The following is a 13,546-nucleotide window of genomic DNA, read 5'->3' as shown; positions in this document are numbered from 1 at the left end:
CCTCTCTTTACCCTTACAATGAAGCCAACAGCTCAATCAATATACCTACTTCCTCGGAGTAATGAATTTCAGAAGTTAAAGCGAAAATATTAGACCAAATTTCCTTAACTGCCCCTTGTCTCTGTAATGCTTCAAATTCCCGCTTATACAAGGTTACCGTATATCGTTGGAGCTTTCGCATAAGATGGCGGTCAGGGCCGTTTAATCTTAAGTTATCAAGCAATAATCGTCCGTCCCGGTATGGGACCAAGATCGTTCTTTGATTGGTATCATCAATAAGCTCAAATCTTTCCGCAGCCGTCCGAAAAAAAATGCTACACTCCTTTGGATCATTGCGCTGAGGATCAAGCAGCCGAACGATTTCTTTTTCGTCCAGCGAGTGTGCCCTCCAATACAATTCTTTAAAAAACTTTTCGAAAACGGCGGGACTTGTGACCGCATCAGCGGTTGACATGGACAAGATGCTTTTTGTCGTCTCAGAAGCTTTGCGCAAAATCCCAATCGGAGCTGGTCTGGGCGGATGAAATACGACGACTTTGCCTAGTTCAGGCAGCAGCTTGCCATTCCGATTGCATCGGCCGGCTGCTTGCATAATGGAATCCAATCCCGCAAATGCCCGATAGACTACCGGGAAATCCAAATCCACACCGGCTTCTACCAGTTGCGTGCTGATTACCCTCACAGGCAGACAGCTCTCAAGCTTCTGTGTAACATTTTGCTCAAGCTTTTCCTTAATCTCCCGAATCTTGTCGCTGCGATGCTGTCCACACATTAAAGTCGATAAATGATAGGTACCAGCAGGCAGTTGCCCATGTAGTTCGCGACAGCTTTTCCGATCGGACACAATACACAACACTTGATCAAATTGTATCAACTGCTCAGCAATATTTTCCCAACTTTCAATAGCATACGGATCATTCGGAAATTGTATTTCCGTCCGAATAAGCGCGTCGTAGAGCGATTGAACCTGCTCGTCTGTCCCGATAATCTCCTTTACATCTTTTAGCCCTTGGAATAGCTGATCGCCCATCCTTCGCTCTTTTAAGGCCGGCTGTGTTGCGGTTGAAAGAACAATGCTGACATTATAACGATCAACTAACAATTGAAGCGCTTCCAGAATAGGAGCCAGAAATGCTGGCGGAAGCAGTTGTACCTCATCCAGCACAATGACGGAGTTTGCGATATTGTGTAACTTCCGGCAACGGCCCGGTTTGGCCGCAAACAACGATTCAAAAAATTGTACCGATGTCGTCACGATCAGCGGTGCATCCCAATTTTCCATTGCCAACCTGATCTTATCGTCCACCTCTTCTCCAATTACATTAGAATGATGTTCAATGACTTGATCATCACCTACAGCCGTACGGAACACCTCCGCATTCTGTTCGAGGATGCTCATGTAGGAGCTGACATAAATCACTCGATGAAGTCCTTGCGCGAAAGCGTGTTCCAGAGCGAAAGTCAGCCCACTCAACGTTTTACCCCCGCCGGTCGGGACTGTCATAGAATAGATTCCTCGTGCTCCTTGTGCAACTTGGATACATTTCTGGAGAATCTCGCCCCGGATGACATTCACAGGCGTAGGGTCAGCTTTCTTAGCTAAAGCCTCGTTATGCAGTTGGAGTCGTTCCTTTAGCTCCGCAATGGAAAGATACCTTCCTCTGATCGATGCCTTTGCTTGATTCATATAGGATTCCGTATCCAGATAATCAGCATCGATCAAACAGGAGAATAACATTCGAATCCAGAGTGACATGTCCAATCCGCCCTTAAACTTCCAAGGTGGTCGAAGAGGCTTAAACTCTTGCAGCTTTGCAATCAACGAGGGATCAATTTGTTCAAGATCCATTTCGTTAACTTGCGATTTTCTAAATTGTAACGAAGCTTGTCCGGCCCCTTCGACGCTGGACCAATCCGGCAGTCCTGTATGATGACCGGCAATGCAATAGGCAAGCAAGCGGCCGATGCCCTTGCCATATATACGCTCAACCAGTTCCGCTCCATGAATGGCATGAAGAACTTTACCTGTTTTGCCTTCGAGATGGGCTTCCAGATCGTAACCGCTCTTCAGTATCAAATATGCAAGCCATTCGGGTCTGCCTTTGCCTGCATCATGTCCCCATCCTGCTGCTTTGGCCCATTGTTGGGACTGGAATTTGGAGGCGAAAGATTCGGCTCTACTTGCTGTTCCTTCGGAATGATTGGCCAAACCATGCGGCTCTGCCCAACTGCCATCCGTATTTCTTCGCACATGGGCTATATATTTGATACTCAATCGACTCCCCAACTCCTATACTCTAAGATAAAAAAGAGTAATTACATGTGTTGATTACTATATTTAATTGATTATAGAGATAGGAGATTCTAAAGAAGTTTGACGCCGAATTATATATTGGCGTATTAGGCCAAATGCCCACTTCTTTTTACTATTATATAGCAATATTTGATGGAATAAATGATATCTTTACATTTTTAGATAAATACTGCGAGCTGCTTGAATGCAAGCTTCTTTTTAAACAAGCCAATCATTCATTCAATAATCACGTGCCGCATCAAACCAGCGCTGAGCCATCTCCTCAGGTATAGGCTGACCAATCAGGTGGTCAGACTGGCTGAGCTGCCATACCGCTTCACCAAGGTCTTCCCGTTCGGTCGTTTCGATGCCTTTGAGGGTATTAAAGTGCAAGGTGAAAGCCGTAATCGCTGCCTCGGCATCGTCGAAGCTGCGGGACTGGGCCAAGGCTGCCAGAGCAGTATCAAAAGCTTCGTTAGCCACCTTTGCCAGACGTTTGGGCCAGGACGAGAACGGGCGGCCATATTCGGTTATCCACCATTCCGGCTTTCGCAACTGGCTCACGGAAGCATGGCCTGCCCATGGACGGGCTTTCCCGCGCGTTTTCATTTGCTGCCTCAGCCTCTTGCCTGCCGCCTCTTCCACATTGTACGCGATAAAACTCTCCAGAAGCGGCCACGTGTCCAAGGCAGGCAGATCTCTTAGATTAGGCATGAAGCGCAGCTCTAAATTCGTTAACCGGTCATGATAAGCCAACAAATCCAAATCACAGAAGTTCCCCCACAAGTTCAGGGCGTTCAGGTTTGGGAAACGGCTCAGAAACTCCAGTGAGACGGGCTGTCCGAGCGGCGTGTTCTGCAGCGTCAGGCTCGTCACCTGGTGCAGCTCCCCCAGATCAGGCAGCAAATAAGGCGTGTCATCCTTGCGCCGACTGGTGTGCGGTGCCAATGTCAGCAAATAGGGCAGTCCGCCAGTGGCCGAGAAACGTGCCAGATCGCCGGACACACTCAGCCGGAAATGCTGCTTGGGCAGATTGAGGCTTAGATGTCCCCCGGGCTGGTCCAGCATGATGTGCAGGCCATGTATATTAGACTCGCCCGCATCCGCCGCCGTGTCCGCAGACAGGATCGGAGCCCAAGTCATCTCTTCAATAGGACGTTTCTGTGCCCATTCAAAAAAGCCTGCGTCACTTCCTGTATAGTGCAAAAATCGCGGCCAGGGCGAGCCGGCTGGCGTGGCGAAGGGCTCAAATACGGTCCAATCGATATGTGCATCAGGCGCAACATGAAGGTCCGCTTTTTTCCCCATGTGTGGTGGTCCAATGGATAGACTGCCGACACCGGGCTGAGTGACAAGCGTGTGGCTGCCGGGACCTGTCAGGTCGATGGTATAACGGCCTTTTGCTGTAACAGTTCCGGCAACCTCATTGCCATTTGGCATCTCTATCATCCTTTCTTCTGTACCTGTCAAATCTTTTTGGCAAGGTGTGAAAACTGATCCGGCATGAATGGCCTCTTTGACGGCGAACCAGGCATCTCAGGACATCCATCTTGATGAGCTACTATTTCTAGTATAGAACATATATTCGTATTTAATCAACTTAAAAAAGGAAAAAATGGATCTTTGGGCAAAATTTTGACTGAAATGCCCCTTTTCATAAAAAGTATGATAAAAGTTCACACGCTGCCACCCTTAGGTTAATGAACTTACTATTAAAATGAGAGCCCCATCTCAAGATTTGATAATAAGTCAAATTATGAATTTCCAAGAAATAATGAGATTTAAAGAGATTCTTGTATTTGAAAACACTTTGAAAGCAATCTGTGTCTACAATCCTATGAACAAAATAAAAAGCGAACGCTTGTTTTTGTTGTTTGCCTCCTTTTTCCATTTAAGATTACAATTATGACTGTTCTTAGACTGTCTACAATTTGATCATCATTAACAAAGTCCAGTAATTGACAGGTGCTGCTGCTTAATGAGCAGTTCGGGGCGCTCTTGCAGAGTGTTCGTGTTTGATATCTGTAATTAGCATCACACGCAAGTCGGGATTTACGTTTAGACTCATATTATTTAGATTTGGGGAGGGCGTCGGCATGGACAAGAATTCAGTTTATAGAACAAATATTATAGGCGCTGGGGAGGTTGGCAGTGCCATCTCGGTCGACATGGACAAGAATTCTATTCACAAAACAAATAGCATCTTTTGGGACACAAAAGGAAATGAAATCATAGGAGCAACCGCGCTTCCTTTCTATGGAGCATTTGTCTCCGAAGAGAAATGCCAGCTTTTTGGCGATGTCTCCGGGAAAAAGATGCTGGAGATCGGCTGTGGAACCGGCCATTCCTTGCAATATCAGGGGGAACGCAACGCAGCTGAACTATGGGCTGTGGATATATCCGAAAAACAAATCGAAAAGGCAGCGCAACATTTGAAGGCACGCGGCCTCTCAGCAAAATTGATCTGTTCTCCCATGGAAGAAGAATGTGGCCTGCCAGCAGATTATTTTGACTTTGTTTATTCCGTTTATGCCATAGGCTGGACCACCGACCTTGACGGTACTTTTAGCCGGATCGCTTCTTACCTTAAAAAAGACGGTGTATTTATTTTCAGTTGGTCTCACCCTATACACAAATGTGTTGCTGCAGAAAATAATACGCTTGCTTTTAAAAAATGTTATTTCGATGAGTCCTGGTATTCGGTATCTCTTGATGACGGTGAGATTACATTATCGGACCGCAAACTGTCAACCTATGTGAATGCATTGGCAAAAGCGGGATTTGTCATTGAGCAACTGATTGAGGAATCGGATGATGATCTGATGCAACCGCAGGGCGGCAACAGCGATTTTGCGAAAAAAGCAAAGATGCTTCCTGTAACTTTTGTAATCAAAGCAAGAAAACTATAGAATCGGATAACTTAATCCCGTTAGTTAAACAGCTGCCGGCTGGCAGCCGGTATCTATTTTCAACTATGGAATTCCCCGTATCATAATCAAAATCAAGAACCGCTAAAATTATAGCAAAACTATGAAACTGGGATAACACAGTTTTAACACTCCGGTGTTATCCTTCAGTTATAAGTAAATAGCTTTAGGTGGAGTTATGGAGAAACCTTCAATAGATTTCCCTCTTTTTAATAGAGGGGATCTGTTGGAGGTTTTTTGCGAAAGGGGAGGATTGAATGCAGGCCAGAGAGTTTCATGAGCGTATGCAAAAGTATCGGATCATTGCATCCCTCAAAGAGCATAAGTCGTTGGAGAAGGCGTTAAAAGCGCCGGTCAGTGCCGTTGCGCTCTCCGTAGGAAATATCGGGAACATCATCCCGCTGGTCAAATTGTACAAATCAAACGGCATTCCCGTGTTTGTACACATTGAACGAATCGGTGGATTAAGCCTGGACGACGAAGGGATGGCCTTTTTGGCCAATTGCGTAAAGCCGGACGGCATCGTGACCACCAGGAATCACTGCATCAGGCAGGCAAAAAAGGAAGGGCTCCTGACGATTCAACGGGTGTTCCTGTTCGATAGCGACTCGGTCCGATCCGGCATATCTTCGGTCCGGGACACAAAGCCGGATGCCGTTGAAGTGATGCCGGCGCTTTTGATGGAATACATCAGCTTGTACCAGAAAGAAACGGGCATTCCCATTATCGCAGGCGGGCTGATTCAATCCAGGGACCATATCGTTCAGGCACTGCAAAGCGGCGCGGCAGCGGTATCCACGAGCAGTCGCGGGTTATGGAAAGAGCCGGTCACGCTTGAACCGGAAGAGAGCCATGCCGTGGCAGAGGGGGGGACCATAGGTGGAACGTCCGCTAAACGTTAAGCGTCTGGTTAAGCCGTATTTGTTCTTGCTGCCGAGTGTGGCGCTGATTTTTTTGTTCAATTATTACCCGCTGTTCAAAACCTTTTTCCTGGGATTCATGCTGGTGGATGTCGTCGGAAATCCGGTCGAATTCATCGGTTTGGATAATTTCATAGCCGTGATGCAGGACGAACGATTCTGGACTGCCATGCTCAACACGTTCAAATTCGCACTCATTACGATCCCCGCGACGCTGCTGATCAGCTTGCTGCTGTCGCTGCTTGCGGAGAAAAAAAGAAGAGGCAGCTCCATTTATCAGATCATGTTCGCGCTGCCGATGGCCGTATCCATGTCTTCGGCCGCCTTGATCTTTCAGCTGCTGATGAATCCGACGCTCGGGATGTTCAATTATTTAACCGGACTCCAGGTAAATTGGTTCGGCGATGAGAAATACGCGCTGACAGGCATTGCAATCGTGGCGGTCTGGATGGGCATCGGCTTCAGCTTCCTGTTCCTTCTGGCAGCTCTGCGGAACGTTCCGGGCGATCTTCTCGAATCGGCGGAGCTGGACGGAGGCGGCTACATTCAGAAGCTGTGGCACATTAAGCTGCCACTTATCTCGCCAACTCTGTTTTTTCTGTTCACCACGGATCTGATCGGTTCGCTGATGGTATTCGGGCCAGTGGCTGTCATTACTAAAGGCGGACCGATGGGATCGACGGAAACATTGATTTACCGGATGTTCATCGTGGCTTTCGAGAACAGCAAATACGGGTATGGCAGCGCGATCGCCGCCGTCATTTTCGTCATTGTCATGATTTTCACTTTCATTACTTTCGCCTTCGAGAAGAAAGGAGTGCACTATCATTGAGGACAAAAAAACACGCCATGGAAATCATGGTGAACGTCGTTTCCCTGATCGCGGGACTTCTCGTCGTCTTTCCTGTCCTTTACAGCCTGGGCGTCAGCTTCATGAGCGCGTCCGAGCTAAGCTCTTATCCTCCGAAGCTGTTTCCGGATCATGCGATTTGGGATAATTACGCGACCGTCTTCTCTTCGACTCCGGTAATTCGCTTCATGGGCAATTCGTTCCTTGTCGCTGCAGTTGGCACGCTCGGGCGACTGATCACAAGCAGTCTGGCCGCCTACGCCTTTTCCTATTTGGAATTTAGGGGGAAGCGCTTCTGGTTCCTGTTTATTCTTGCGACCATGATGATTCCCGGTGATATGCTCATGATTACGAATTATATGACCATAGCGGACATGGGACTGATCGATTCATACAGCGGCATTATCGCGGTCATGCTGGTGTCGGCCACCTTTATGTTTATGCTGCGCCAGCATTTTCTGACCATCTCGAGAGACTATAGGGACGCCGCATTTGTCGACGGCTGCGGGGATGTCCGGTTTTATCTGCAGATTTTGCTGCCGATGTCGATGCCCGTCCTGTCTTCCATCACGATCGCTTCTTTTCTCGGGTTGTGGAATGCGTATTTATGGCCTCTGCTGGTCACGAATTCGGAGAGCATGAGAACCGTTCAGGTCGGCATCACAATGCTGCAGTTCCCGGAAGGAATGGTTTACGGTCCGATCATGGCTGGTGTAACGGTCATTCTGATTCCATCCATCATCGTGTTTCTAATCTTTCAAAAGCAGCTCGTCTTCGGCGTCACATCCGGAGGCTTAAAAGGATAGGGGGACCTACTTAAATGAAAATCATGACATTCAATTTGCGCGTAGCGGTCACAACGGATCCATATGTGTGGGAACAACGCAGAGATTGGGCCGTGGAACTGATCCGGGAATACAATCCCGATCTCATCGGCACCCAGGAAGCGAATACGGCCATGATGGACTGGCTCAAAGAGCGGCTTCACGACGAGTACGACTGCTATGGGGTCAACCGCAGCAAACGGTCGGATAATTCAGAATATTGCGCAATCTTTGTGAAACGCAGCCGGTTTACGATTCTGCGCCGCGGCTCTTTTATGTTGTCCGAGACGCCGGACAGCATCGGAAGCTTCGGCTGGGATGCCCATTGCGAACGCATTTGCTCATGGGTTGAACTGGCCGCTGCGGGAGAGTCCGAACCTGTTCTGCGATTGTTGAACACGCATTTAGACCATGCCGGACAAACGGCCAGAGAAGAAGGGCTGAAACTGATTCGCGCACGTCTGGCTGAATTGAACAGTGACCGTCGTTTGCCTGCTGTGCTCGTTGGCGATTTTAACGATACTCCGGAAAGCGGCCTGCTGGAGGTTCTGAAAGGCGATGAGCCGCTGCTAAGCTGCTACGACCGATTTACGGATGAAGAACGGGCTCATGCCCTGACCTTCCACGACTATAAAGGGGGTGAGAAAGGAAGCCCGATCGACTACATTTTGTTCAGCCCGGATATCGAATGCCACGAAACGATCATCGTGCGCGACCTCGTGCAGGACGGTTATCCGTCTGATCATTATCCGGTCCAATCGCAATTATTCATAAGTGAAACATCCATCTAACATCCCGGAGGGACACCCATGAAAAAATTAATGCTAATCGTTTCGGCACTTCTGCTTACCGTTTCGTTGGCCGCTTGCGGCAATCCATCCAGCAGCAATCAACCGGCGGCGAACACCAGCACCGGCACTTCGCCGTCCGGGTCTGGGTCAACTTCTGCCGAACCCGTTAATCTGACGTTTTGGCATGCGATGAGTGGTACGAATGAAGAAGTGATCAAACAAGTAGCCGCAACTTACAATGAAACAATCGGCAAAGAGAAAGGGATCACAATTACACCCGTCTTTCAAGGCAGCTATGGCGATCTGATGAAAAAAGTAAGAGCAGCCGTACAAGCGAAAGATTTCAAAAACCTGCCGGACCTCGTTCAATCCCCGGCAAGTGATGTTGCCGTGATGAAAAGCATTCCGAGCATTGTCTGGGCGCAGGACCTGATCGGCAAGGACTCTTCTTTCCAAATCGATGATTTGGAACCGAACGCCGTCCAAACGTTCAGCTTCCAAAATAAAATAGTAGGCATTCCATTCGCCAACTCCACGATCTTGCTTTATTACAACAAAAGCATGTTCGCAGATGCGGGCCTGGATGCCTCGAAGCCACCCGCTACGATTGCGGAACTGGGAGAGATGGCGGCGAGGCTAACCGACAAACCATCCAAGCAGTGGGGCTTCATCTTGACGCCTGAACTGTATCAGATGTCCAGTTGGATCGGGATGCAAGGCGGGTTCCTGGGCAACAACGAGAGCGGGCGGGCCGATACGATGACAGCGGTCGAATTCGACAAGACAGGCGCTATGAAGAACTTTTTGACGGAGTGGAAGAAGGCCGTTGATCTGGGCGGGGTCCAAACCGGAGCCGATGCCAACGTTAAGGAAGAATTCGCAGCAGGCAAGCTGGCCATGTTCGTCGATTCAACTGCCGCGCTAAGAGGCGTGCTCAATTCCGTCGGCGACAAGTTCGAAGTCGGCACCGCCTTCTATCCGAAGGTTAATGCAAGCGACAAAGGCGGTGTGGCCGTTGGCGGATCGGCTCTCTATGTCATGGACAGGGGAGATCAGGCCAAAATCGACGCAGCATGGGATTATATCAAGTACAGCTCGGCTCCGGAAACACAGTTGATCTGGCATCAAGGCACCGGCTATTTCCCGGTCAACCGCAAAACGTATGACTTGCCAGCGATGAATGAACATTTGGAGAAAAATCCGTTATTCAAAACGGCGATCGATCAGCTCCATTCCTCTTCTCCGCAGGTGCAGGAGCCGATGAGCGCGGTGAACAATGAGATCAGCACGTTCCTAAAAGAAGAAATCCTGTCTTTTGTTTTGAACAAAAAGGATATCGACACAGCCGTATCGGATATGGCAGCCAAAGCAAACAAAGCGCTTGAGGAGTATAACCGGGCTAACAAGTAAAAGATGTGCAAGCGGCAGTTCTTTTTCAAAAAAATCATCTATGATGAAAAAATTAAAGGAGGGGCCTATGACTCCCACTAATTTGCCGGAAGCCGTTCTTTTTGATCTGGATGGCACCCTCTTTCAAACCGAATCGTTGCTCGTTCCCGTGCACCGCAGAGTATTCAGAACCTTGAACGAAGAAGGATTGTACGCCGGGGGAGAGCCTCCGGTAGGACGGTTGCTTGGCTCCCTCGGGATGCTGCTCGAAGAAATCTGGCAGCGCGTCATGCCGGGCGGGTCCGCAGAAGCGCGTCAGCGCGCAAACGAACTGCTCCTGCAATACGGGCTTGAAGAGCTGGAGGCGGGGAAAGGGAATCTTTATCCGGACGTTTCCGGGACGCTAAGGACGCTGAAGGACCGCGGCATTCGGCTGTTTATCGCAAGCAACGGCCTGGAGGAATACGTGAAGGAGATTCCCCGGTTAATGGGGATCGCGGATCTGTTCGATGGCTTTTACAGCGCCGGTGAATACGGTACCTTAACCAAAGTCGAGCTGGTGCGGATTATTCTGGAGGATAACGGCATCCGTTCCGCCTGGATGGTAGGGGACCGCTCTTCGGATGTGGAGGCGGGCAAAAGCAACGGCTTGTTCGTAGTCGGCTGCGACTACGCGGGATTTCGCAATGAAGGCGAACTGGAAGGCGCTGATGAGGTGATCGGCACCTTCGGGGAGCTGGTCGGACTTATTGGAGAATAAAGGATAAAGGCAGGCACATAACAGACACAGGACGGTTGAAGGGTCTCCAATCGTCCTTGTCTATTATTTAACCGTATTGTCTATATAAGTTGAACGAAAGAAACGGAGGTCGGATAGCCAGAGTGTGAAAGGATTCTGGAGAAGCGAAGCGTTCGCCTTTGTTCCCGGATTTCCCCCTTATCTTTCGTTCATTCAAGAAATCCGGGAACAACAGCGATTGGAAGAACCTTTCACACGGCGGCCCTACGCGACATTCATTCGTTCAACTTATATAGTTCAAGCATGTCTAAAATTTTATTAAGAACTGCTGTTTTGTTCGACCAATGAATATAATGTTTCGAATTAGCCAGGGTTTCCTGATGGCTGTCGTTGGACCAATGCAACAGCTGTTGTTGCACCTGTTCCCAGTTAGCACCGCTGTCCGATGTTAAAATGTGCAAAGGAATATCTTTTAAGTACCCACTATCAATGACGAATTGAGCATTTTCATTCATGTTTTTTATCGAATTTAAATTACTATCATCTCCAATGTGATTGTAATACATGGCAATGTCTATATCCTTTATATCATCCGGAAGCCAATTATAACGTATGTTTTCACCTGCAAAAGGAAGTAAAACCCCGATATTCCCTAATGCTCTAACAATTCCGGTCACCCGCAATCCTGCAGTAAATCTATTTATTAGATATGATTTTAATTCCAAATCATTTGCATAATATTCAGGACTGCCACCATCCAGCAACAAGATACCTTTGACTTCGCCTGGATATTTTTGTGCGTAATGAATGACTTCTAAAGAAGCTAGAGAATGTCCAACTAAAAGATAAGGTGGTGTTTCATTCGCTGCCTGAAGCAACCCGTGCAGTTCTTCGACTACGGTATCGATTGTTCTTGGTATAGTTGTCTTCTCACTCCAACCATATCCCGCATGGTCATAACTTACGCTCCTTGCATATTGCTGCAGTTCGCTTTGCAGAAAATAATAATCTGTAAAAGCACTTGGCGTCCCTGAACCTGCTACAAAAACAATTGTAGGCTTGCCTTCACCAATACCATACAAGTGCATGTCATGGGAGTTTATTTGATAAATTTCTCCTGGTGCTGAAAATAATTTTGCTTCTCTTTTCTGCATTATATTTTGCCAGAGGATTCCGCTAGTCAATAGTATTAAAATGGTTGATACCGCAACAATTGTTTTTATATTTTTCGGGGTTTCTATTTTCATAGTTTTCAAATCCGCCCTTAGCAACTCGTATTAGCAACAGCGTAAGTTAAAACAAAATGCGGTTTGGACGTAGGCTCCCCTTTCAGTTTATAACATCAAGCCATAATTCATTGCTTAAATTTGCAAACGAACTTGAGCGTATTGCGCGGCAGCTTGAAGATCCTGTCTTTACATGAAAAAAAGCCCTTGAAAGACTATCTCACAGGGCTCTTTACCGCTAGAGAGCATTAAATATCTCTTGCCTCATATTCAAACCTTGCTTCAACGGAGTAAATTTCATGGAAAAATCCATTGTATGAAATATCGTCCTCCAAACATTTTATGAGATACGACAGTTCCTCGTCACACTTCGCTTCCTCGCCGGTGTTCTGCATCACCTCAAAGGAATCCAAAATATTTTCCATAATACTTACGTTGATAAACAAGGTCAGCAGATCCAGCATTGAATCATCGAGCCCGGTCTCGGACCTGTACCCCGCAAGGACGGTTTCATAATAATCATCCATAAATGCTTTACGTTTAGCGGCATCTGGTTCAAATTGTGTCCAGCCCACTCCTTGTGTCCAGAGACCTGCCAAGTCAAACATATACCAACAGTAGCATGAGTTATCGAAATCATATGCGGTAATTTGCCCGTTATCAAAATCGATGGAATAATTCCCGTCATTGTAATCAAAATGAATCATCCCGAACGTCTCCTGGTTCCTTTCCAATCCTTCTAAGGTATTCAAGAGCTCTGCCATCTTCTCCTTAAGCAGAGATAAGGAGTCGGGGATCAGTTTATCTATATAATCGACATTGAATTTGTCAAAGAAACTATGCCGGCGATGGACTGGCGTATAGCCTTTCGATATCTGGTGCATTTTCCCCAGAACTTTCCCGCAATTATAAAAATATTCGGAAAGTGGAGCGCCTTCCCGGTACTGGTAATGGTTTTCTACCAGCTGTTTTCCCTTGGCCTTGTTAAACAGGCAGAGAAAGAAGGTGTGGTTGTTGCAAGTGATCTCCTCCAGCAGATTCCCCTGCCGGGAGCTGATCACATTTGAGACACTGCCCCCATGCTCAAATAGATACCGCACATATTCCATTTCACCTAGAAAATCATCCCGGCTCCTGTCAGGCAAGAAAGCGATTCTGAGTATTTTGTCGTCAGCGCCCTCTTTCTGGCAGGTATAAACGACATTCCGTCCTCTTTCATGCGGAGGAATGAGCTGAATTGCATAGCCTTCCAATCCAAACAGCTCCGTTGCTGCCGTAAGTAAATGGGTTTCTCCAAGTGAAACAACCTCGTTTTTATTCATTCGATCTCCCTTTCGCACAAACCTCTATTTTTTGTACCGCACAAAAAGAGTACCATAATATGGGCATGTGCAATGAACTTTTTTGATCATTTATGTGTGCCACACGATGATAGGCGCATAAGGAAGCAGGGACGGTGTCACCTGTAAAGCCTTCAGGGATATCGTTTAGATGGTTGAAGCGCATAGACGGCAGATAGCACGTCCGGCTTGAAATTCATCTTCCTCATGCCACAACCCCAGTTGCTCCAAAAGCTCCTCGCCCATC

11 protein-coding genes are annotated in these 13,546 nt (G+C 47.6%); 7 read left to right on the top strand and 4 right to left on the bottom strand.

Features of this window, described 5'->3' with window-relative positions; translation table 11 throughout:
- Positions 1–13: 13 nt before the first annotated feature.
- A complete protein-coding gene (locus H583_RS0129695; RefSeq protein WP_211228368.1) occupies positions 14–2,275 on the bottom strand; it encodes a CRISPR-associated endonuclease Cas3'' in 2,262 nt (753 codons plus the stop codon).
- 258 nt (positions 2,276–2,533) lie between these two features.
- Complete coding sequence (locus tag H583_RS0129690) at positions 2,534–3,733, bottom strand: leucine-rich repeat domain-containing protein (protein WP_028563659.1); 1,200 nt, start codon at positions 3,731–3,733, stop codon at positions 2,534–2,536.
- 656 nt (positions 3,734–4,389) lie between these two features.
- Between H583_RS0129690 and H583_RS0129685 the strand changes: the two genes are divergently transcribed.
- The 7 genes from H583_RS0129685 to H583_RS0129655 all read left to right on the top strand — a co-directional run bounded on the left by H583_RS0129685 (position 4,390) and on the right by H583_RS0129655 (position 10,754).
- Positions 4,390–5,202: a class I SAM-dependent methyltransferase gene (locus H583_RS0129685; protein ID WP_028563658.1), complete on the top strand. Its 813-nt coding sequence runs from the start codon at positions 4,390–4,392 to the stop codon at positions 5,200–5,202.
- A gap of 275 nt (positions 5,203–5,477) precedes the next feature.
- Positions 5,478–6,122 (top strand): glycerol-3-phosphate responsive antiterminator, encoded by a 645-nt coding sequence (locus tag H583_RS34780; RefSeq protein ID WP_051237230.1) that lies wholly within the window; start codon positions 5,478–5,480, stop codon positions 6,120–6,122.
- Positions 6,100–6,972, top strand: coding sequence for a carbohydrate ABC transporter permease (locus tag H583_RS0129675; RefSeq protein ID WP_028563657.1), 873 nt, complete (start codon positions 6,100–6,102; stop codon positions 6,970–6,972). Before H583_RS34780 ends, H583_RS0129675 begins: the two co-directional genes overlap by 23 nt.
- Entirely contained in the window at positions 6,969–7,796 is an 828-nt protein-coding gene (locus H583_RS0129670) for a carbohydrate ABC transporter permease (RefSeq protein ID WP_245586031.1), read from the top strand. Before H583_RS0129675 ends, H583_RS0129670 begins: the two co-directional genes overlap by 4 nt.
- Positions 7,797–7,810: 14 nt before the next feature.
- Positions 7,811–8,605: an endonuclease/exonuclease/phosphatase family protein gene (locus H583_RS34775; protein ID WP_051237228.1), complete on the top strand. Its 795-nt coding sequence runs from the start codon at positions 7,811–7,813 to the stop codon at positions 8,603–8,605.
- 18 nt (positions 8,606–8,623) lie between these two features.
- Positions 8,624–10,015 (top strand): ABC transporter substrate-binding protein, encoded by a 1,392-nt coding sequence (locus tag H583_RS0129660; protein ID WP_028563655.1) that lies wholly within the window; start codon positions 8,624–8,626, stop codon positions 10,013–10,015.
- Positions 10,016–10,082: 67 nt separating this feature from the next.
- On the top strand, positions 10,083–10,754 hold the full coding sequence (locus H583_RS0129655) for an HAD family hydrolase (protein WP_028563654.1): 672 nt from the start codon (positions 10,083–10,085) through the stop codon (positions 10,752–10,754).
- Positions 10,755–11,008: 254 nt separating this feature from the next.
- Here the strand turns inward: H583_RS0129655 and H583_RS0129650 are convergent, their stop codons facing one another.
- A complete protein-coding gene (locus H583_RS0129650; RefSeq protein WP_028563653.1) occupies positions 11,009–11,980 on the bottom strand; it encodes an alpha/beta fold hydrolase in 972 nt (323 codons plus the stop codon).
- A gap of 227 nt (positions 11,981–12,207) precedes the next feature.
- Positions 12,208–13,281, bottom strand: coding sequence for a phosphotransferase enzyme family protein (locus H583_RS0129645; protein WP_028563652.1), 1,074 nt, complete (start codon positions 13,279–13,281; stop codon positions 12,208–12,210).
- Positions 13,282–13,546 lie beyond the last annotated feature (265 nt).

This window comes from Paenibacillus pinihumi DSM 23905 = JCM 16419, assembly GCF_000422505.1.
Lineage (GTDB): Bacteria > Bacillota > Bacilli > Paenibacillales > Paenibacillaceae > Paenibacillus_D > Paenibacillus_D pinihumi.
This window is presented reverse-complemented; position numbering and strand designations above follow the sequence as displayed.